This window comes from Micromonospora coriariae, assembly GCF_900091455.1.
Taxonomy (GTDB): Bacteria; Actinomycetota; Actinomycetes; order Mycobacteriales; family Micromonosporaceae; genus Micromonospora; species Micromonospora coriariae.
The window spans coordinates 1,153,228-1,174,681 of record NZ_LT607412.1; the positions used below are offsets into that span (position 1 = coordinate 1,153,228).

The window sequence follows — 21,454 nt, forward strand, 5'->3', positions numbered from 1 at the left end:
GCTGCCCTCCTGGGCAGAAGAGTCGATCATGCCCCCATTTTATCGGCGCTGGCTGGGACTCCGCTGAGGGTGGGCCGAAGGCGCCGATCGTCCGATTCCTGAGCGGCGGCTCGGGACATCACCCCGGGCCCGCCGGCCCGCCGCCCGATCCGCGCTCGGCCAACTCGTCCGCGTCGAGCAGGTCCCTGTCGAACCGGCCGGCCCGGTACGCGGCCCGGCCGATCATCTGTGCCGCGACGGGCGCGGTGGCCAGCTGGAAGACGGCCACCAGCAGGATCATGCCGAAATCCGTCCGGGACCGCAGCCGCAGCATGATGCCGAGCAGCAGCAGGAGCACCCCGAGCACCTGCGGTTTGGTGGCCGCGTGCATCCGCGACAGGGCGTCCGGAAAACGCAGCACGCCGATCCCGGCGGCCAGGCCGAGCAAGGCGCCGGCCACCAGACAACCGGCGCCGAGCCAGTCCGCGATCGTCCCGATCATGCCTGCTCCCGGACTGCGAAGCGGACCAGCGACACTGAGCCGATGAAGCCGAGCAGGGAGAGCACGACCAGGATGGGCAGCGTGGAGGCGTGCCGGTTGACCGCCGCTTCGGCGCCCACCGCGGCGACCATGGTGGCGAGCAGCATGTCCGCGGCGATCACCCGGTCCAGCAGCGACGGGCCCCGGTAGAGCCGGGTCAGCGCGAGCAGCGCGGTCACCGAGAGCAGTGTGGTGAGGACGACGGCCAGGAACGTGATCACGGCAGGGTTCCCTTCTCGACAACATCGGTCTCGACGCGGCGCAGTTCGGCGGCGGAGCCGACCGACCGGACGATCCGCCGCTCGACGGCGAGGGTGCGCTCCCGGGCGAGGGTCAGCTCGGCCGGCCCGTGGGTGTCCAGCACGTGCAGGTAGAGCGTTCCGGAGTCCCGGTCCACCTCGAGGATCAACGTGCCGGGCACCAGCGAGACCGCCTCCGCGGTGAGCGCCAGGTTCAGGTCGGTGGGTACCCGCAGCCGCACCGCGATGATCGCCCCGCGTGGTCGGTAGCCGGGCTGCACCGCGATCCGGGCCACGTGCAGGCTCGCGCCGACCAGCTCGGTGCCGAACCGGAACGCGAACACCAGCAGCGCGCGAGGGCGCAGCCGGCCGGCGAAGGTGACCGCCGGCAGTGGGAAGAACAGCAGCACCGCGCCGCCGACCAGCAGGCCGCCGGCCAGGTTCGCCCAGTTGACCTCGCCCCAGAGCAGGCACCAGACCGCCACCAGCCAGCCGAACGCCAGTGCCTGGTCCCGCCAGCGTCCGAGCCGGCGCCGCCCCGGCGCGGCCGGCTCGTCGGCGCCGCCCGGGACCGTCCCGCGCGGGGCGGTCACGGCACGCCGCCCGGCAGCACGGCCCGCACGTACGGGGTGCGCGAGCGCAGGTCGGTTGCCGCGTCGACGGTGACCTCGAAGAGCGGGCCGGCCAGCACGGTCAGCGCCAACCCGAACGCGACAAGGGCCACGGTGGCCCCGACCATCAGCCTGGGCAGCCGGACGGCCGGCTCGGAGGTGGCCAACCGGGGCGACCGCCAGAAGGCGATGTTCCACACCCGGGAGGCCACGTAGAGGGTGAGCAGGCTGGTCAGCGTGCCGGCCCCGACGAGCACCGCAGGCAGCGGCCCGCCGGCCGCCACCCCGGCCTGGAGCAGGCCGAGCTTGCCCAGGAAGCCGGAGAACGGCGGTACGCCGGCGAGGTTCATCGCCGGGACGAAGAACAGCACGCCGAGCAGCGGCGCCATCCGGGCCAACCCGCCGAGGCGGCGCAGGTCGGTGCTGCCGGCCCGCTCCTCGACCAGCCCGGCGACCAGGAACAGCGTGGTCTGGATGGTGATGTGGTGCACCACGTAGAAGATCGCGCCGGAGAGCCCGGCGACGGTGCTCAACGCCACCCCGAAGATCATGTAACCGATGTGGCTGACCAGGGTGAACGAGAAGAGCCGCTTCATGTCCGACTGGGCCACCGCGCCGAGGATGCCGACCACCATGGTCAGCCCGGCGACGACCATGAGCAGTTCGTCGGCCTGCCCACCTGGAAAGAGCAGCGTCTCGGTGCGGATGATCGCGTAGACGCCCACCTTGGTCAGCAGCCCCGCGAAGACCGCGGTGACCGGAGCCGGCGCCGTGGGGTAGCTGTCCGGCAGCCAGGCCGAGAGCGGGAAGACCGCCGCCTTGATGCCGAACGCGAGCAGCAGCATCAGTTCCAGGGTCAGTCGGACGCCGGCCGGCAGGTCGTCGAGGCGCTGGGCGAGTTGGGCCAGGTTGAGTGTGCCGGTGGCCGCGTACACCAGCCCCACCCCGGCCAGGAAGATCATCGAGGAGAGGATGCTGACCACCACGTACGTCGACCCGGTGCGGATGCGGATCTCGGTGCCGCCCAGGGTGATCAGCACGAAGCTGGCGGCCAGCAGGATCTCGAAGCCGACGAAGAGGTTGAACAGGTCACCGGCGAGGAACGCGTTTGTGATGCCGGCGGTGAGCACCAGGTACGTCGGGTGGAAGATGACCACCGGCGCGGTCTCGCCGGTCTCGCTGCGGCCCTGGCCGATCGAGTACAGCAGCACGCAGAGGATGACCGACGAGGAGACCACCAGCATCAGCGCGGCGAGCTGGTCGGCGACCAGGACGATGCCGACCGGCGCCGGCCAGCCGCCGACCGCCATCACCACCGGCCCGTACCGGTACGCCTGCACCAGCAGCAGCAGCGCCACGACGAGGGTGCCGCTGAGGCAGAGCACGCTGACCGCTCGTTGGAGCCGGGGCCGGGCGGCCAGCAGCAGGGTCAGCGCCGCGCCAAGCAGCGGCATCACCACCGGCAGGGGCAGCAGCCGGCTCATCGCGTCCCCCGCGGCCCGGCCATCACGCCTCGTCCCCGCGCCGCAGCCGGCGCCGGGCGGGCTCGGGGTCAACCTGCTCCGGGTCGCCGTTCGGGCCCTCCCCACCGCGGTCGGCGGTGCCCACCTCGTTGCGCTCGGCCTGGCTGATGATCTGCCGGTCCTCCAGGTCGTCAGGCACCTCATCGTCTCCGGTGAGGAACCAGCTCCGGTACGCCACGGCGAGCAGGAACGCGGTCAACCCGAAGGTGATCACGATGGAGGTCAGCACCATGGCCTGCGCCAGCGGGTCGCTCATCCGGTCCACCGGGCCGGTGCCGACGATCGGTGCCCCACCGGACCGACCGCCCAGCAGGATCAGCAGGTTGACCCCGTTGCCGATCAGGATCACGCCGAGCAGGATCCGGGTCAGGCTGCGCTCCAGCAGCAGGATCACCCCGCAACCGACCAGCACCCCGACGGCGAGCACCAGCACCAGCACGGGACCGGCGCCACTGGTGGTCATGGCCTGCCCCCCTTGTCGACGGTGAGCCCGCCGGTGGCGGTTCCGGTCGCCTCGATGTGCCGGTCCACCTCGGCACCGAGGCTGCGCAGGATGTCCAGCACCAGCCCGATCACGATCAGGTACACGCCGACGTCGAAGAAGAGCGAGGTGACCAGGTGTGCGTCGCCGACCAGCGGCAGGGACCGGTCGACCTTGGCGCTCTCCAGCACCGAGCCGCCGGCCAGCAGCGCCACCACGCCGGTGCCCACCGACAGGGCCAGGCCGGCGCCGAGGACCGTGCCGGCGCCGACCGGCGCCGCCTCGGCCAGCTCGTACCGGCCGCCGGCCAGATAGCGGACCACCAGGGCGAGCCCCGCGACCAGCCCGCCGGCGAAGCCGCCGCCCGGCGCGTTGTGCCCGGAGAAGAGCAGGAACAGGGAGAACAGCACCACGGTGTGGAAGATCAGCCGGATGACCACCTCCAGCACGATGGACCGGCGTTCCTCGTACAGCGTGGGCCCGCCACGCAGCCACACCGGCCGGTCGGTCTGGTTCGCCGGCCGCGCCGACTCCGGCCGGCGCGGCCGGGGCCCGGTGCGGGACCGCTCGAAGATCAGACTGGCGACCCCGGTCGCCGCCACCACCAGCACCGCCAGCTCACCCATGGTGTCCCAGGCCCGGATGTCGACCAGTGTCACGTTGACCACGTTGCGGCCGTACCCCTGCGCCACCGCCAGATCCGGAAAGACGACGGAGATGTCCGGCGCCCGACGGGCGCCGGCGGCGACCAGAGCCAGCCCGGCTGCCACCACGCCCACCGTCACCCCGATCGCCCGACGGACCCACCGGCTGCGGCGCAACGGACGGACCGAGAAACGATTCGGCAGGCGGCGTAGCACCAGCACGAAGACGGCGATGGTCGCGGTCTCCACCAGGAACTGCGTGAGCGCGAGGTCGGGCGCGCCGTGCAGGACGAACAGCATGGCGCTGCCGTAGCCGGTAATCCCCACCAGCAGCATCGCGGTCAGCCGGCGGCGGGCGCGGACCGCCAGCACCGCGGCCACCCCGATCACGAGCACGACCACCGGTTGCAGCGGGGTGTCCCAGAGCGGGATCCGGGCATGCCACGGGCCGACGGCGAGCATCGCACCGCCGGGCAGCAGCACCAGGACGACCAGGATGACGCCCAGGTACTGCGGCAGGGAGCCGCGCTGGGTCGCACCGGTGACCTCGATGGCCATCCGGTCGAACCGGCCCACGATCCACTCGTAACCCTGTCTGCCGCTGACCGGCCAGCGGAGCCGGGCCAGCACCGGAGCGAGCGGCCCGCGCAGAGCGAAGAGCAGGCCGCCGCCGGCGAGCGCCAGCGCGGACAGGCCCAGCGCCGGGGTCGGTCCGGACCACAGCGCGAGGTGCGTGTGGACGTCGCCGGACAGGTCGGCGTACGGGCGCAGCAGGCCGTCCAGCAGGCCGGCTGCCGGTCCGGCGAGCAACCCGACGCCGGCCAGCACCGCCGGTGGGACCAGCAGCGACCCGGCGATCGGGCCCACCTGGACCGGCTCCACACCGGGCCGGTCGGCGAACGCGCCCCAGACGAAGCGGGCGCTGTACGCGACGGTGAGCACCGTCCCGGCGACCAGACCGACGAGGAGCACCGGCATGTCGGTGAACGCCGCGAACACCGCCTCCTTCGCCACGAAGCCGACCAGCGGCGGTACACCGGCCATCGACGCCGCGGCCAGCACCGTGACCACGAACAGCGGTCGGGACCAGTGCCGCAGCCCGGACAGCTCGCGCAGGTCGCGGGTGCCGGCGCCGTGGTCGATGACGCCGACGACCAGAAACAGCGCCGCCTTGAACAGCGCGTGCGTCAACAGCATCGCCGTACCGGCCAGCGCGGCGTCCGGCGTGCCGGACCCGGTCACCGCGACCAGCAGGCCGAGCTGGCTGACCGTCCCGTACGCCAGCAGCAGCTTCAGGTCGGTCTGCCGCAGCGCCGCCCAGCCGCCGACCAGCATGGTGGCCAGGCCGGCGACCTGCACCACGGGCCGCCAGGGGCCGACCGTCGCCAGCGCCGGGGCGAGCAGTCCGACCAGGTAGACGCCGGCCTTGACCATGGCGGCCGCGTGCAGGTACGCGCTGACCGGCGTGGGTGCCGCCATCGCGACCGGCAGCCAGGAGCTGAACGGCAGCAACGCCGACTTGGACAGCGCGCCGGTCAGAATCAGCAGCACGGCGGTGACCAGGTAACCGCCGCCGGGCAGCGGCTGTGCGGCGATCTCCGACCAGCGGTAGCTGCCCGCGTGCTCGCCGAGCAGGATGAACCCGACCAGCATGGCCAACCCGCCCAGCGTGGTGACCGTCAGCGCCTGCGCCGCCGCCCAACGGCTGGACCGCCGTTCGGTGCTGTGCCCGATCAGCAGGTACGAGAAGACCGTGGTCAGCTCCCAGCCGACGTAGAGCAGCAGCAGGTTGTCGGAGAAGACCAGGACCAGCATCGCTCCGGCGAAGGCGACCAGGACCGCGGCGAACTGCGCCAGTCCGATCGAGCCGGTGGCGAAGTACCGGGCGCTGTAGATCAGCACCAGCGCGCCGACGCCGCCGATCAGCAGGGTCATCAGCCAGGACAGCGTGGTGAGCCGCAGCGCGATGTCCAGGCCCAACTGTCGGATCCACGGGTACGTCTCGACCACCGCCCCGCCGTGGCTGACGGCCGGGGTGCGGGCCACCGCCCAGCCGAACGCGGCGGCCGGCGCCAGCGCCAGCGGGTAGCACGCACGCGGACCCCACCATCTGACGAACAGCGGCGCGACGAGGGCCGCCACGAGATGGAGGATGAGAAGTACCAGCACCCGCGCTCCCGGTCGTGGTGGCCGACGCCCGTACAGCGGTGGCGCCTAGCAGCGATCAGACGCCAGTTCGTCGCCGCTCGGGCCGTTTTGCCGGAATTCGCCCGCGCTGCGGTGCGTCCGCGCTGCTGCCGCTGGCATCAGCGCAGCAGGGCGTCCCCGACGGGCAGTGCGTCGTCGGGGGCGGGGCGGTCGCGGCGCAGCTCGGCGAGCAGGTCGACGCGGCCGAGCTGGCGGGCGACCTTGTCGACCACCCGCTCCGCGGCGGCCAGCGACCGCACCGAGAGCAGCCGGCCGCGGCTCTCCCGGCGCAGCACGAAGTAGTGGACGGCGGCGCGGACCTGGCCCCGGTCTGCGGCGCTGGCCTGCGCGGTGGAGATGACCAGCTCACGCAGGCAGCGGGCGAGGCGTTCGGCGAGCTCCAGCTCCGGCCCGTGCAGGCCGCCACGGAGCGTGGCGAGGTGGCTGTCAACCTTGCGGATCAGCACGTCCGTGCCGGGTTCGACATTCCGCTGCTCGCCGGCCATCCGATCCCCCCACCCCGGTTCGCGTTGCGAGTGAAGTTACTTTATGTTGCTCCTCACAAGCAAGCAGTTAAGTGAGACTTAACGCATTAAGCACGCATCCGGTGCTTATGGCTTTGACTCGGACACATTTCACGGTCGGGCGCTCGTGGTTGTCGTACCGGCGGGGCACGATGGACCGGTGACCGGCGCAGACGCAGACACGGCCGGGGTGCTGGCCGGGTTCGGCCCGGCCACCCGTGCCTGGTTCGACGCCGCCTTCGCCGCCCCCACCGCCGCACAGACCGGCGCCTGGCGATCGGTCGCCGCCGGCCGCAACGCCCTCGTGGTGGCGCCCACCGGCTCCGGCAAGACGCTCGCGGCCTTCCTGTGGTCCCTCGACCGGCTGGCCCGCGAGCCCGCCCCGGCGGAGGCCCGGCAGCGCTGCCGGGTGCTCTATGTCAGCCCACTCAAGGCGCTCGCCGTGGACGTCGAGCGCAACCTGCGCGCCCCGCTGGCCGGCATCCGGCAGGCGGCGACCCGGCTCGGCGTCGCCCCGCCCGACATCACCGTCGGCATGCGCACCGGCGACACCCCGGCCGACGAGCGACGAGCCTTCGCCCGCACCCCACCGGACATCCTCATCACCACGCCCGAGTCGCTGTTCCTGCTGCTCACCTCCGCCGCCCGGGATTCACTTCGAGGCGTCCAGACGGTGATCGTCGACGAGGTGCACGCGGTGGCCGGCAGCAAGCGCGGCGCCCACCTCGCCCTCTCGCTGGAACGCCTCGACGAGCTGTTGCCCGCGCCGGCGCAACGGATCGGCCTCTCCGCCACCGTCCGGCCGATCGACGCCTGCGCCCGGTTCCTCGGCGGCGCCCGCCCGGTCGACGTCGTGCAGCCGGCCACCGCGAAGACCATCGAGGTCAGCGTGCAGGTGCCGGTGGAGGACATGACCCGCCTGGACGAGCAGGAACAGCCGCCGGAGGACGACCTCGGCGGTCCCGGGCCACGCCGAGCCTCGATCTGGCCCGCCGTCGAGGAGCGGGTCTTCTCCCTGATCGGCGAGCACCGCTCGACCATCGTCTTCACCAACTCCCGACGCAGCGCCGAGCGGCTCTGCGCGCGGCTCAACGAGCTGGCCGCCGAGGGCGTGGCGGACGGCGCGGCCGGTCCGGCCCGCAACCGGCCCCCGGCGGAGGTGATGGCCCAGTCCGGCGCGGCCACCGGCGCGACGGCGGTGATCGCCCGGGCGCACCACGGCAGCGTCTCCCGGGAGGAGCGCAAGCACATCGAGGAGGCGCTCAAGTCGGGCCAGCTTCCGGCGGTGGTGGCCACCTCCAGCCTGGAGCTGGGCATCGACATGGGCGCGGTCGACCTGGTGGTGCAGATCGAGGCGCCGCCGAGTGTGGCCGCCGGCCTGCAACGGGTCGGCCGGGCCGGGCACCAGGTCGGCGCGGTCTCCCGCGGGGTGGTCTTTCCGAAGCACCGCGGCGACCTGCTCTCCTGCGCGGTGGTCGCCGAACGGATGACCGACGGCGCGATCGAGGAGCTGCACTACCCGCGCAACCCGCTGGACGTGCTGGCCCAGCAGATCGTCGCGATGGTGGCCCTGGAGCCGTGGCGGGTCGGTGATCTGGCCGTGCTGGTCCGTCGGGCCGCGCCCTTCGCCGAGCTGCCCGATTCCGCACTGCACGCCGTGCTGGACATGCTCTCCGGCCGCTACCCGTCCACCGCCTTCGCCGAGCTGCGCCCCCGGCTCGTCTGGGACCGGGAGACCGATGTTCTCACCGGCCGCCCCGGCGCGCAGCGGCTCGCGGTGACCAGCGGCGGCACCATCCCCGACCGGGGCCTGTTCGGCGTCTTCCTGGCCGGCGCCGAGCGGGCCGCGCGGGTCGGCGAGCTGGACGAGGAGATGGTCTACGAGTCGCGGGTCGGCGACGTCTTCCTGCTCGGCTCCTCCTCGTGGCGCATCGAGGAGATCACCCCCGACCGGGTGCTGGTCTCGCCGGCCCCGGGGCAGGCGGCCCGGATGCCGTTCTGGAAGGGCGACCAGCTGGGCCGGCCGGTGGAGCTGGGCCGGGCCATCGGCGCCCGGGTACGCACCCTGTTGCGGCAGAGCGACGAGGCGGCGCTGGCCACGTTGCGCGCCGGCGGTCTGGACGACTGGGCCGCCGCCAACCTGATGGCGTACCTGCGCGAGCAGCGCGAGGCCACCCGTTCGCTGCCGGACGACCGGACGATCGTGGTCGAGCGGTTCCGCGACGAGCTGGGCGACTGGCGGCTCGCCGTGCACAGCGTCCTCGGTGCCCGGGTCAACGGGCCGTGGGCCCTCGCGGTGGGCCGCCGACTGGCCGAGCGGTACGGGGTGGACGCCCAGGTGATGCCCTCCGACGACGGCATCGTGGTGCGGCTGCCGGACACGGCCGACGAGCCACCCGGCGCCGACGTGGTGGTCTTCGAGCCCGACGAGATCGCCCAGTTGGTGGAGGAGTCGGTGGGCACCTCCGCGCTCTTCGCCGCCCGGTTCCGGGAGTGCGCCGCCCGGTCGCTGCTGCTGCCCCGTCGCGACCCGCGCCGCCGTCAGCCGCTCTGGCAGCAACGGCAACGTGCCGCGCAGCTGCTCGACGTGGCCCGCGAGTACGCCGACTTCCCGGTCACCCTGGAGGCCGCCCGCGAGTGCCTCCAGGATGTCTTCGACCAGCCGGCGCTGGCCGGGCTGATGCGCGACCTGGCCGCCCGTAAGGTGCGGCTGGTCGAGGTGGAGACCAGCGCGCCGTCCCCGTTCGCCAGGTCGCTGCTCTTCGGCTACGTCGGGGCGTTCCTCTACGAGGGCGACGCCCCGCTCGCCGAGCGGCGCGCCGCCGCGCTCGCGCTGGACTCCACGCTCCTCGGTGAGCTGCTCGGCCGGGTCGACCTGCGCGAACTGCTCGACCCTACGGTCCTCGCCGAGACCGAGCGGCAGCTGCGCTGGCTGACCGAGCAGCGCCGCCCGCGCGACGCGGAGGACGTGGTCGAGCTGCTGCGGGTGCTCGGCGACCTGAGCGACGCCGAGCTCACCGAGCGGGGCGTACCGGAGAGCTGGCTGACCGAGCTGGAGGCCGCCCGCCGGGTGCTGCGGGTCCGGATCGCCGGCGAACAGCGCTGGGTGGGCGTCGAGGACGCCGCCCGGCTGCGCGACGCGCTCGGCGTGGCGCTGCCGGTCGGGGTGGCCGAGGCGTACCTCGCCCCGGTGGCCGATCCGCTCGGTGACCTGGTGGCCCGCTACGCGCGCACCCACGGGCCGTTCGCCGCGGCGAGTTGCGCGGCCCGCTTCGGGCTCGGCGTGTTCGTGGTCGAGCAGACGCTGCGTCGGCTCGGCGCCACCGGTCGGGTGGTGTCCGGGGAGTTCACCCCCGATTCGGCCGGCGCCCAGTGGTGTGACGCCGAGGTGCTGCGGCTGCTGCGCCGCCGCTCCCTCGCGGCGCTACGCCGGGAGATCGAGCCGGTGCCGCCCCGGGCGCTGGCCACGTTCCTGCCCCGCTGGCAGCAGGTCGGCTCGTCGGCCCGGGGGGTGGAGGCGCTCGCCGCCACGGTGGAGCAGTTGCAGGGCGCCGCGGTGCCGGCGTCCGCGCTGGAGCGGCTGGTGCTGCCCGGCCGGGTCGCCGACTACTCCCCCGCCCAGCTCGACGAGCTGTGCGCCAGCGGGGAGGTGGTCTGGGCCGGGTCGGGGGCGATCTCCGGCGGCGACGGCTGGGTCACCCTGGCGTACGCGGACACCGCGCCGCTGCTGCTCGCCCCGCCCGACGAGGCGCTGACCCGGACCCCGCTGCACGAGGCGGTGCTCGACGCGCTCGGCGACGGGCAGGCGCTGTTCTTCCGGCCGCTGGCCGACCGGGTCGGCTCGACCGACGACGCCGCGCTGACCGCGGCGATCTGGGACCTGGTCTGGGCCGGTCACCTCACCAACGACACCCTCGCCCCGCTGCGCGCGGTGCTCGGAGCCGGTGGGGCGCACCGCTCCCGGCCGTCCGCGCCGCGTACCCGCTACCGGCGGCCCGGCCGGGTGGCGCTGCCCACCCGGGGTGGTCCACCGACCGTCGCCGGTCGCTGGTCGCGGCTGCCGGAGCGGGACCTCGACCCGACCCGCCGCGCCGCCGCTCTGGCCGACGTGCTGCTCGAGCGACACGGCGTGGTCACCCGCGGCGCGGTAATGGCCGAGCAGGTGGTCGGCGGTTTCTCCGCGGTCTACCCGGTGCTGTCGGCGCTGGAGGAGCGCGGCGCGGCCCGCCGGGGCTATTTCGTGGAAGGGCTGGGCGCGGCCCAGTTCGCGGTGCCCGGCGCGGTCGACCGGTTGCGTGCGCTGGCCGAGCCGGCCGACGGAGCCCGGGCCCGGGGCGGGCCGGCGACGGTGCTCGCCGCCACCGACCCGGCCAACCCGTACGGCGCGGCGCTGCCCTGGCCGGACCGGGTGATCGACTCCGGCGACGGCGCCGCCCCGGCGACCGGGCACCGCGCCGGCCGCAAGGCGGGTGCGCTGGTGGTGCAGGTCGCCGGTGACCTGGTGCTCTACGTGGAGCGCGGCGGCCGGACACTGCTCTCCTTCACCGACGACACCGACACACTCGCCGCGGCCGGCAAGGCACTCGCCGACGCCGTCCACTCCGGAGCGTTGGGCGCGATGTCGGTGGAGCGGGCCGACGGTGAGGCGGTGCACTCCTCGCCGCTGCGCGACGCGCTGACCGCCGCCGGCTTCCGGGCCACCCCGCGCGGCCTACGCCTACGCGGCTGACCCGCCCTCCCGGCTGACGGCGCCGTCGCCCACTGCCGAACCCACCCCACCTGAAGGACGGCCAACGCCCGGCGGGTCCCACGCTTGTGAGCGTGATACCTGTGAGTCATAAATATGACTCACAGGTATCACGCTCACAGGACACATATGCCCCCGACCGCCGGGACCACGGGCTCGGCGCTCAGCCGAGGTTGGCGAGGACCTTCTCGTAGCGCGTGCGGTCCGCGGCCGGGGTCTTCGCCTCGAGGTAGTTGAGCACCACAGTGCCGCTCCGGTACGACTGTCCGCTCCAGGTCTCCGCGATGTCACTGGCGCTGGTCTCGTCGGGGAACACGTACACCGTGACGGCGTCGGTGGCGATCAGCTCCGAGCAACCCAGGCCGAGCCCGTCCGGCCCACAGTCGACCGAGCGGTCCTTGGGGTGCGGCACCTTCAGGCCGGCGGCCTTGAACGCGGCCACGACCTGCTTCGCGCCGGGGGCCCCGGCCGACCGCTTGGGCAGCACCACCGGCGGCGGGCTGGCCGGTCGGCGCTCGGTCGGCCCCTGCGGGGCGACGGCGGGCGCGGAGGCGGCACCGCTGGCGCCGGACGGGGCTGTCGACGGCGTCGCCCCGCTCGAAGGACCGGTGGCCGCCGGAGCCGAGACGGACGAGGCCGCGTCCGGCTGACCGGTGTCGTCACTGCCGCAACCGGCGGTGAGGGCGACAGCGACGACGAGTACCGCGACGGCGGGCAGGCTCCGATGTATCACCAGGGCAGTCTGCCCAACACCGCCCAGCGGCGGGAGTGGCCGGTCGGCCAGTGCCGTGTCCCATATCCGCCAGCCTCCGCTCGACCGAGCGACGCGCGCACGCGCCAACCCGGCCGGGCAGACGGCGGCGACGGTCAGCCTGCCGGCATGTCCGCCACGCCCTGGATCTCGCTGACCACCGACTACGGTCTCGTCGACGGCTTCGTGGCCGCCTGCCACGGGGTGATCGCCCGCTCCGGCCGACCTGCTCGTTCCACTCCCCCAGACGGTCCGGGTGGGCCCGCCGGCGTCGGCGCCGGGCCGGTCGGCGGTGAAGGGGCGGACCTTCGGCGACGCCCGGGCCGGTGGCCTGGTGGTGTACGTAGACTCCGCCGGTCTGGTCGCGGTGGCGGTCAACGGCGGGCGGGCGGTGGACCTGCTCGGGGTGGCCGCCGGTGACCTCCTGCGGGTCGCCGGCTGATATTCGACTGTGGAATGCTTCCCCGGTGGGTGAACACGTAGTTCCCGTGGCCTGTCCCTGCTGCGCCTCCCGGACCGGCGGCGGGACCTGCCCGGTCTGCTTCTGGACCGACGACGGTCAGTCCGACGCCGATGCCGACGCGGTCCGGGGTGGCCCCAACGGCGACCTGAGCCTCTCGCACGCCCGACTCAACTACGCCGTCTACGGCGCCAGCCACCCGCGCTACCAGGACATGGTGCGCCTGGCCCGCCCCGACGAGCGCCCGGACGGCGCCCGGCGGGGCTGAGCCCGGTCAGCAGACCGGCACGGAGCCGCCGTACACCGCCGAGATGTACGCGTGGCTGACGTACTGCCCGGTGGCCAGGCGGTTCCACCGGGTCGTGGTGCGGTAGGGGCCGGCCACCGACTGCCCGGTGACGTAGCACTGGATCGGCACGTTGGCGAACCGGGCGGCGAGGCCACGGGTCGGGTACGACGTGCTGGCCCCGGTGCGGATGTTGAGCGGCCCGTCGCCGACCACACCGCGCGGCCCGCCACCGGTCCACAGGTAGGCCACGTCCACCCAGGCGTTGGTGGTCAGCCGCAAGCCGTCCCAGAAGGTCCCGTCGGCCAGGTCGATGCCGGCCGGGTTGAGCACCGTACGCCCGAACTGGTCCCGCCCGCCGTTGTAGCCGGACTGGTACGCGGCCTGCGCCTCGGGCCGGCCCTGCGGCAGGTTCTTCCAGTTCTCCCGCACGGCCGACGGGTTCCAGTAGTCGTCGCGGGTGTTCCACGGCCCGACGTCCCAGACCGGGGCGTACTCGCACCGGGAGCCGGTGGTGGTGCAGACCCGCACGGTGTAGTCGCCGCTGTTGAGCGGGGAGAGCCCGCGACGCGACGGCAGTGCCGCGAAGTGGTCCCGCGGCTGCACCGTACGGCCGTTGGCGGTCAGCTCGCCGACCAGCCCGATCCGGGTGGCGTACACCCGGTAGGTGCGGCCGGGGGTGGCGGCGGAGACGGCGGCGGCCGCGTCGGCGGTGAGCTGGACGCCGCGTACCGTCGCGGTGGCGCCGCCGGCCGGCGCGGTGAGCACCACCCGGGTCTGCACCCGGCTGACCGGCCGGTCGAAGACCGCGCCGGTGGTGGCGGCCCGCCACTCCGTCCAGCCGCTGGCCCGCCATCCCCGGACCTGCGCCTCCACTGTGGCACCGGCGGGGACCGAGGCGGTGATCTCGGCGCGGACCCGGGTGGCCGGCCGGGTGAGGGCGCGTGGGGCGGTCAGCAGCATTCCCTCGGCGACCGCGCTGTGGCTGCGTCCGGCTGCCCGGGCCTCCCGCAGCCGCAGCCCGGCGGCGCTGCGCCGGACGTTGACGTCGTCCCGGTCGACGACGGACAGGTCGGCGTTCCACCGTTCGCCGCCCGGGGCGGCGGTGAGGGTCAGGGGGTGGCCGACCGCGGGCGTGGCCGGGACGGGGCTGGTGGCGGGCACGAGCGCGGCGGTGAGCGCGAGGGCCAGGGTGGTGACGAGGATGTAGCGAGTGCGACATCGAGGTCGAGTCATGGGCATTCTCCTCAGAACTTCCTGACCCTCGCATGTCAGGAGATCATGAGGAACCTGAGTACAAATGGCGACACATGCGAATCTTGCTCGACGGAGGGATGATGGCGGGGTGCCCGAAGGCGACACCGTCTGGAACACCGCGCGCGTGCTGCACCGCGCGCTGGCTGGCGCGCGTCTCACCGGCAGTGACTTCCGGGTGCCCCAGCTGGCCACCACGGACCTCACCGGTTGGACCGTCCGCGAGTCGGCCAGCCGGGGCAAGCACCTGCTGCTCCGCCTCACCGCCCCCGCCGGCGGGCCCGGGCTGGACGGATCGCACTGGACGCTGCACTCGCACCTGCGGATGGACGGCGTCTGGCGTGCGTACGCGCCGGGCGAACGCTGGAGCGGCCGGCCGACGCACCTGATCCGGGTGGTGCTGCGCAGCCCCGGCGCGGTCGCGGTCGGCTACCACCTGCACGAGCTGGCCCTGGTGCCCACGGCCGAGGAGGACGGCCTGGTCGGCCACCTCGGCCCCGACCTGCTCGGCCCCGACTGGGACCCGGCCGAGGCGGTCCGCCGGCTCGCCGCCCAGCCGGAGCAGACCATCGGTGAAGCGCTGCTCGACCAGCGCAACCTGGCCGGCGTGGGCAACCTCTACAAGTGCGAGGTGCTCTTCCTGCGCGGGGTGTCGCCGTGGACGCCGGTGCGTGCGGTGCCCGACCTGGCCGGCACTGTGGCGCTGGCGCAGCGGCTGCTCGCCGCCAACCGGGGCCGCTGGACGCAGAGCACCACCGGCTCGCTGCACCGGGGGCAGACCAGCTACGTGTACGGCCGCCGCGCCCAACCATGCCGCCGCTGCGGCACCCCGATCCGCAAGCAGGAGCTGGGCGAACGCGTCACCTACTGGTGCCCGGTCTGCCAACCGGAGCGCCCGGAGCCCGCTCCGCCCGCCTGACCACCCCACCGGGACCGAGGTCATCCCAGATACGGACGATTGGGTAATTCCTAACGGGCCGTCGGAGTCGCATGCTGCGGTTGAGTGCTCACCGATCGTCAGAGTGCCGGGCCCGACAAGGTCGCCACGCCGGGGTGGCGACCCTCGTGCCCCGACCCCGGGGAGAGCCATGACGATGTTCCGCAGACTCCGCTCCACCTGGTTCGAGCGGAGCGCCCGCGACAGCAACGGCGACGCCAACGGACGGGTGGCGTCCGTGCCGGCCGCACGTAGCGCCGAGGAGGCCGCCCCGGCGCCCAGCCTCGACCCGGCCGTCGTGCCGCACTGCTTCGGCCCGGTGCCGAACTTCGCGCACAGCCCCCGACCGGCACGCGATGCGCACGGGCGCGCGGTGCCGGGCACCGGGCTGCGCAAGTTCGTCGACGTGCTGCCCATTCCGGGTCAGCTGGGCCGCGGCGACCTCGGTGGATACCTGCCGGTGGCGGTGCCCGACACGATCAGCTATCCGGGCTGCGACTACTACGAGATCGGCCTGCAGGAGTACGTCCAACGGCTGCACCGGGACCTGCCGGCCACCCGGCTGCGCGGCTACCGGCAGCTGAACCTGGGCACCGACGCGTCGGGCCACAACACGGTGGCGCCACCGGAGCGGCCCTGGCACCTCGGGCCGATGATCATCGCCCGTCGGGGCCGGCCGGTCCGGGTGAAGTTCATCAACCAACTCCCCACCGGCCGGGCCGGGGAGCTGTTCCTGCCGGTCGACGACACGATCGAGGGGGCCGGCAGTGGCCCGCTGGACGGCCCGGCGCCGTACCCGCAGAACCGGGCGGTGCTGCACCTGGCCGGAGCGCAGACCGGCTGGACGAGCGCCGGCAACCCGGGGCATTGGATCACCCCGGCCGGGGAGATCACCCCGTACCCGACCGGGACGGGCCTGACCCACGTGCCGGACATGCCGCCGCCCGGGGCCGGCGCCACCACGCTCTACTACCCGAACGAGCAGAGCGGCCGGCTGATGTGGTTCCACGACAACACCCTCGGCCTGGCCCGGCTCACCGTCTACGGTGGGCAGCTCGCGCCGTACCTGCTCACCGACCCGGCCGAGGACCAGCTCATCGCGGACGGGGTGCTGCCGGCGGACCAGCTGCCGCTGGTGATCGAGGACAAGACCTTCGTGCCGGACGACACCCAACTGGCCGCCGAGGACCCGACCTGGGACCGGGAACGCTGGGGCGCCCGGGGCAGCCTCTGGCATCCCCACGTCTACCAGCCCCGGCAGAACCCGTACCGGTCCGGCGGGCGCAACCCGACCGGCCGGTGGGACTACGGCCCCTGGTCGCGCAGCACCGCCCCGGACGGCACCCGTGGCGACGGCTGGCCCGCGGCGGACGGCTGGCCGGCTGCGGACGGCGTCGCGGGCGGACCGCCGCTGACCGGGCCCGGCCCGGTGCCGAACCCGCACCACGACCCGGTCGGCGCGCCGGACGAACCACCGCTGGGCCCCGGCACGCCCCACCCGTCCGCGGTGCCCGAGGTGTACGGCGACACCCCGCTGGTCAACGGCGTCGCCTACCCGTACCTGGAGGTGGGGCCGCGCGCGTACCGGTTCCGGATCCTCAACGCCTGCCTGGACCGCAGCCTCAACCTCCAGCTCTACCGGGCCTGCTCGGACTCCCCGATGTGGACGGACGACGGCGCGCTGGCCGACGCCGACGCCGGTGAGGTGCCGATGGTGCCCGCCGTGCGGGCCGCGGACCGGCCGGCGGACTGGCCGACCGACGGGCGTGACGGCGGGGTGCCGGACCCGCGCGCCGCCGGGCCGGCGTTCATCCAGATCGGCAACGAGGCCGGGCTGCTGCCGGCTCCGGTCGTGCTGCCGAACCGGCCGATCGGCTACCGCTACGACCGCCTCGACCCGACCGTGCTGAACGTCGACGGGCACACGCTGCTGCTCGCCCCAGGCGAGCGGGCCGACGTGCTCGTCGACTTCTCCGCCGTACCGCCGGGCAGCACGCTGATCCTGTACAACGACGCCCCGGCACCGCTGCCCGGCTTCGATCCGCGCTACGACCAGCACACCGACGCGCCGGACCGGACCGCCGAGGGCGGCCCGCCCCCCACCGAGCCAGGGTACGGCCCGAACACCCGCACCCTGCTCCAGTTCCGGGTGACCGGCGCGCCGGCCCCGACGTACGACCTGGCGCGGCTGCGCCGCCGGCTGCCCCTCGCGTACGCGGCGAGCCAGCGCCCGCCGATCGTGCCGCAGCCGGCGTACGACCCGGCGTTCGGCACCCGGACCGCTCGGGAGACGACGGTGCCGGTGCACGCCACCACGGTCACCTTCACCCCGGCGGGCGCGACCGGGCCGGTCACCCTGCCGGTTGCGGTGAAGGCCGCGCAGCAGGTCTTCGAACCCGACCATGGCCGGCTGGCCGGCCGGCTCGGCGTGGGGCACCCGAACGCCGGCCCGCTCACTCCGGCGACCCTGCCGCTCGGTCCGACCGACCCCGTCACCGAGGTGCTCTTCGCCGCCGATCCGGCCGTGCCGCTCGGGGCACCGACCGACGGGACCCAACTCTGGCGGATCAGCGGCAACGTGCGGCAGACCGAGCCGCTGCGCTTCGGCGGCTGCGACGTGCAGCTGATCAACCGGGTCGGCTGGGACGGCACGCTCCGGCCTCCGCACGGCAACGAGCTGGGCTGGAAGGAGATCGTCCGGGTCAACCCCCGGGAGGACGTGGTGGTGGCGCTCCGCCCGGTCGCACCGGCGCTGCCCTTCAAGCTGGGCGACAGCGTCCGACTGCTCGACCCGGGCCGCCGGGCCGGCACGCGGACCGGCTCGACCCCGGTCAGCCCGGCCGACGGGCGTCCCGCCCTGGTGGTGAACCAACTGGTCAACCTGGGCTGGGAGTACCGCTGGCACAGCCAGCTCGCCGGCCACCGCGATCTCGGGATGAACCGGCCGTTGGTGCTGCGGGTGGCGCCGAAGGCACCGACCGGGCTGACCGCCACACCGGTGCCGGGCTCGGCCACCGCGCTACCGGCGATCGCGCTGGCCTGGACCGGCAACGGCGGTCGCCCGCCGGCCACCAGCCACCTGCTGCAACGGGCCACCGACGCGACCTTCGGCGGCGAGGTCACCACCATCACCGTCGCGGCCACCGCCACCCGCTACACCGACGCGACGGTCACCCCCGGGGTCACCTACCACTACCGGATCCGGGCGGAGAACGCCGTCAGCTACTCGTCCTGGTCGAACAGCGTGCCCGCCTCGGTGCACCTGACCGCGCCGAGCGGGCTGGCCGCGGCGATCCCGCCGGCCGCGCCGCTGCGGGTGGCGCTGCGCTGGACGAACCGCTCCTTCGCCACAGGCATCGACGTGCAGAGGGCCACCAACCCGACCTTCACCAGCGGCCCGGGCACCACCGCGATCGGGGTCGGTGACAACCACCTGGACGTCACGGTCGCCCCGGACACCACGTACTACTACCGGGTGCGCACCACGTACCTGGGTGCCGCGTCGGCCTGGTCCACGGTGGCCGCGGCGAGCACCCCGCCCGCACCTGTCACGCCGAGCGGAGTCGGTGTCACCGCCAGCGCGCCGGGGCCGGACACCGCGACGGTGGTGCTGGCCTGGTCGGCGAGCACGCCGGCCGGCCCGGGGGCCGGGTTCATCGTGCAGCGGGCGCTGGACCCGGCCTTTGGCCGGGAGGTGGCCACCTTCACGGTGACGGGTCGCGGCTTCACCAACACCGGGCTGGCCCGAGGTGTGACGTACCACTACCGGGTCCGGTCGTTCAACGTCGTGGGCAGCTCGCCGTACACCGATCCGGTCCCGGTCACCACCCCGCCGTGACCTGGGGCCACACGTGCCGCCGGGTCAGCGGGGTGTACGGGCTCAGCGGGTGGGTGCGCGCAGCGGGGTGCCGACCGCGCGCAGCTCGGCCAGCGCCGAGGCCACGCCGTGCAGCAGGTCGGTCGCCTCGGTGAGCCGCGCGGCGGCCGGGTGGGCGGTCTCCGGTCGGGCGTCCTCGGCCAGGTAACCGGCGGCGGCGACGACCAGCCGCTCGTAGGCCGCGACCCCGCTCTCCAACTGGGCGGTCAACGCGCCGTGCGCCTCGGCCAGCGGTGCCCGGGCGTCGGCCGGGGCCAACCGCAGCGCCCGTTCGACGCTCGCCACCCGGGCGGCCAGGTCACGCAGCGACCGGTCGGCGGCGGCGGCCTCCAGCACCGCCGGCTCGGCCAGCCCGGTGAGCCGGGTGGCCATTCCAGCCAGGGTGAGGGCTGCCCGGTCGAGGCGGGCCCACTGCTGCCCGGCACTGGTGCCGCGCAGCGCGACCCGGCTGCGGACCCGGCGTACCTCGGCCAGCACTCCCGAACCGACCGGCAGCCGCTCGACCGCGGCGACCAGCCGGGCCCGCGAACGGGCCGCGGCCTCGGCCGGGTCCAACGCGGGGGGCGCCGGCCGGGCGGCCAACGCACGCAGGTCGACCCAGCGCCAGGCGGCCAGCGCCAGCGCACCGCCCGCGGCGCCGGCCCAGGCCGCGTCGGGCAGACCGAGACCGGCGTACGGGGTCAGCACGGCCGCAGCGCCGCCGAGCCCACCGGCCAGCACGCTCCACCGCCGGGCGGACCGGCGCAGCCGGCCCAGCTGACGGAAGTACCGCGTCCGCTCGTCTGCCACTCTGACCTCCTCGGACCGGTCGTTCAGCCGGCGGCGGTCGGGTCGCCGGTGCCCCGTTCACGGGCCATGCTGGCCCGGAGCTCGTCCAGCCGGGCAGCGGCGGCCGGGTCGCTGGCCGGACCTGCCGCGCCGGTCGTCTCGCCCTGCGGCACGGCCGGCCGCTGCGCCGCGCCGCCGAGCTGTTCCCCGGCCATGCTGGATCGGATCTGCTCCAGCCGCGCCGAGCCGGCCGAGTCGATGGTCGCCTTCTGGATCTCCAACATCCGGCCCTCGACCGAGTTGCCGGCCAGCTCCGCGCGGCCCATCGCGTTGGCGTACCGCCGCTCGATGCGGTCGCGGACCTCGTCCAGGGACGGGGTGGTGCCGGGTGCGGTCAGCGACGACATCGACTCCAGCGAGCGGGCCACCGTCTCCTGCATCTTGGCCTGCTCCAGCTGGCTGAGCAGCTTGGTGCGCTCGGCGAGCTTCTGCTGAAGGATCATCGAGTTGTTCTCCACCGCACGGCGGGCCTGCGCGGCGGCGCCCAGCGCCTGGTCGTGCAGGGTCTTCAGGTCCTCGGTGGCCTGCTCGGCGGAGACCAGCTGGGTGGCCAGGGTCTGCGCGGACTGCTCGAACCGCCCGGCCTCGGCCTCGTCACCCTTGGCCCGTGCCTGGTCGGCGAGCACCAGGGCCTGGCGGGCGTTGCCCTGCAACCGCTCGACCTCGGACATCTGCCGGGACAGCTTCATCTCCAGCTGACGCTGGTTGCCGATCACCGCGGCAGCCTGCTGAACCAGCGCCTGGTGCTGGCGCTGGGCATCCTCGATGGCCTGCTGGATCTGCACCTTGGGATCGGCGTGCTCGTCGATCTTGGCACCGAAGAGCGCCATCAGGTAGTTCCAGCCCTTGACGAACGGGTTCGCCATCTCCGCCGTATCCCCTCAGTAGCGTCGCTCCACCGTGGCCCGGCCGGATCGACCGGCCGACCACGACCCGGCCGGTCTCCATCGTCCCAGCCGGACGCCAACGAGGCATCCGTACCGGGCGGTCGACGGCACCGGCGGCTCCTGCCGGCCACCCTACGCGGCCGGGGCCAACTCGCCCATGGTCAACCGGAAGGACGGGCTCAGGCGGCGCAGACCACGTCCCGGTCGCGCTCGGTGGGGCGGACCCGGGTGCTGCGCAGCGTGGCCTTGAGCGGCGATTCCTGGCGGACCGAGACGGCCACCTTGCCGTCGGAGGTGACCTGGCGAACGCCCCGGTTGGTGTTCCTGCGAACCGCGGGGGCGGCGCCGACGGGCACGGCCTCGGCCGACTCGTCCTGCATCGGGACCAGCACCCCGGGCATCTGCTCGGCCAGCGCCACTGTGTCGCTGACCTCGCGCAGCAGCTCGGACAGGCGGGCGCCGAGCGCGTCGCAGATGGCGGCGAGCAGCTCGCTGGACGGTTCCTTGTGCCCGCGCTCGATCTCGGAGAGGTAACCAAGGCTGACGTTGGCGGCGGTGGACACCTCGCGCAGGGTGCGCTGCTGCCCCTGCCGGCGCGCCCGCAGTGCGTCACCGATCACCCGGCGTAGCAGGACCATCGCACCTCCCCCTGAGGGATACCTCTCGCTCGGCGCTCCGCAGTCGGTCGCGGCGGACCG

16 protein-coding genes and 1 pseudogene are annotated in these 21,454 nt (G+C 74.2%); 5 read left to right on the forward strand and 12 right to left on the reverse strand.

Annotated features, from left to right (window positions below; all coding sequences use genetic code 11):
- Positions 1-118: 118 nt before the first annotated feature.
- From mnhG to GA0070607_RS05380, 7 genes are all read right to left on the reverse strand, one after another.
- On the reverse strand, positions 119-481 hold the full coding sequence (gene mnhG, locus GA0070607_RS05350) for a monovalent cation/H(+) antiporter subunit G (RefSeq protein WP_172898991.1): 363 nt from the start codon (positions 479-481) through the stop codon (positions 119-121).
- Complete coding sequence (locus GA0070607_RS05355) at positions 478-741, reverse strand: monovalent cation/H+ antiporter complex subunit F (protein ID WP_089017172.1); 264 nt, start codon at positions 739-741, stop codon at positions 478-480. The genes mnhG and GA0070607_RS05355 overlap by 4 nt, the downstream gene beginning before the upstream one ends.
- Positions 738-1,352: a Na+/H+ antiporter subunit E gene (locus GA0070607_RS05360; RefSeq protein ID WP_089017173.1), complete on the reverse strand. Its 615-nt coding sequence runs from the start codon at positions 1,350-1,352 to the stop codon at positions 738-740. Before GA0070607_RS05360 ends, GA0070607_RS05355 begins: the two co-directional genes overlap by 4 nt.
- The gene (locus GA0070607_RS05365; RefSeq protein ID WP_089017174.1) at positions 1,349-2,854 is read right to left on the reverse strand and encodes a Na+/H+ antiporter subunit D; all 1,506 of its coding nucleotides are present in this window, start codon (positions 2,852-2,854) and stop codon (positions 1,349-1,351) included. Before GA0070607_RS05365 ends, GA0070607_RS05360 begins: the two co-directional genes overlap by 4 nt.
- 22 nt (positions 2,855-2,876) lie before the next feature.
- Positions 2,877-3,356, reverse strand: coding sequence for a Na(+)/H(+) antiporter subunit C (locus tag GA0070607_RS05370; protein ID WP_089017175.1), 480 nt, complete (start codon positions 3,354-3,356; stop codon positions 2,877-2,879).
- The gene (locus GA0070607_RS05375; protein WP_089017176.1) at positions 3,353-6,187 is read right to left on the reverse strand and encodes a Na+/H+ antiporter subunit A; all 2,835 of its coding nucleotides are present in this window, start codon (positions 6,185-6,187) and stop codon (positions 3,353-3,355) included. The genes GA0070607_RS05370 and GA0070607_RS05375 overlap by 4 nt, the downstream gene beginning before the upstream one ends.
- Before the next feature lie 137 nt (positions 6,188-6,324).
- Positions 6,325-6,711: a hypothetical protein gene (locus GA0070607_RS05380; protein ID WP_089017177.1), complete on the reverse strand. Its 387-nt coding sequence runs from the start codon at positions 6,709-6,711 to the stop codon at positions 6,325-6,327.
- A gap of 178 nt (positions 6,712-6,889) precedes the next feature.
- Here GA0070607_RS05380 and GA0070607_RS05385 point away from each other — a divergent pair, with 178 nt between their 5' ends.
- The gene (locus GA0070607_RS05385; protein WP_089017178.1) at positions 6,890-11,458 is read left to right on the forward strand and encodes an ATP-dependent helicase; all 4,569 of its coding nucleotides are present in this window, start codon (positions 6,890-6,892) and stop codon (positions 11,456-11,458) included.
- A gap of 181 nt (positions 11,459-11,639) precedes the next feature.
- Here GA0070607_RS05385 and GA0070607_RS32255 read toward each other — a convergent pair whose 3' ends face one another.
- Positions 11,640-12,209 (reverse strand): hypothetical protein, encoded by a 570-nt coding sequence (locus tag GA0070607_RS32255; RefSeq protein WP_157743089.1) that lies wholly within the window; start codon positions 12,207-12,209, stop codon positions 11,640-11,642.
- A gap of 147 nt (positions 12,210-12,356) precedes the next feature.
- Here GA0070607_RS32255 and GA0070607_RS05395 point away from each other — a divergent pair.
- Together GA0070607_RS05395 and GA0070607_RS05400 are read left to right on the forward strand one after the other, a co-directional pair.
- Positions 12,357-12,669, forward strand: a pseudogene (locus GA0070607_RS05395) (SAM hydroxide adenosyltransferase).
- Positions 12,670-12,694: 25 nt separating this feature from the next.
- Complete coding sequence (locus GA0070607_RS05400; protein WP_074317977.1) at positions 12,695-12,955, forward strand: CPCC family cysteine-rich protein; 261 nt, start codon at positions 12,695-12,697, stop codon at positions 12,953-12,955.
- A gap of 6 nt (positions 12,956-12,961) precedes the next feature.
- Here GA0070607_RS05400 and GA0070607_RS05405 read toward each other — a convergent pair whose 3' ends face one another.
- Positions 12,962-14,209 (reverse strand): hypothetical protein, encoded by a 1,248-nt coding sequence (locus tag GA0070607_RS05405; RefSeq protein ID WP_089017180.1) that lies wholly within the window; start codon positions 14,207-14,209, stop codon positions 12,962-12,964.
- 109 nt (positions 14,210-14,318) lie between these two features.
- Between GA0070607_RS05405 and GA0070607_RS05410 the strand changes: the two genes are divergently transcribed.
- On the forward strand, positions 14,319-15,146 hold the full coding sequence (locus GA0070607_RS05410) for a DNA-formamidopyrimidine glycosylase family protein (protein WP_089017181.1): 828 nt from the start codon (positions 14,319-14,321) through the stop codon (positions 15,144-15,146).
- A 169-nt stretch (positions 15,147-15,315) separates the two neighbouring features.
- A complete protein-coding gene (locus GA0070607_RS05415; protein ID WP_089017182.1) occupies positions 15,316-19,002 on the forward strand; it encodes a hypothetical protein in 3,687 nt (1,228 codons plus the stop codon).
- 42 nt (positions 19,003-19,044) lie between these two features.
- On the opposite strand, the gene pspM is transcribed toward GA0070607_RS05415, so the two are convergent.
- The 3 genes from pspM to GA0070607_RS05430 form a co-directional block, all read right to left on the reverse strand.
- Positions 19,045-19,830, reverse strand: a complete 786-nt coding sequence (pspM, locus tag GA0070607_RS05420; RefSeq protein ID WP_089017183.1) for a phage shock envelope stress response protein PspM — start codon at positions 19,828-19,830, stop codon at positions 19,045-19,047.
- Between the two features lie 23 nt (positions 19,831-19,853).
- Positions 19,854-20,735, reverse strand: a complete 882-nt coding sequence (locus GA0070607_RS05425; RefSeq protein ID WP_089017184.1) for a PspA/IM30 family protein — start codon at positions 20,733-20,735, stop codon at positions 19,854-19,856.
- A gap of 200 nt (positions 20,736-20,935) precedes the next feature.
- Positions 20,936-21,394 carry a helix-turn-helix domain-containing protein gene (locus GA0070607_RS05430; RefSeq protein WP_089017185.1) on the reverse strand — a complete coding sequence of 153 codons (459 nt, stop codon included), beginning with the start codon at positions 21,392-21,394 and terminating at the stop codon, positions 20,936-20,938.
- Positions 21,395-21,454: the final 60 nt, after the last annotated feature.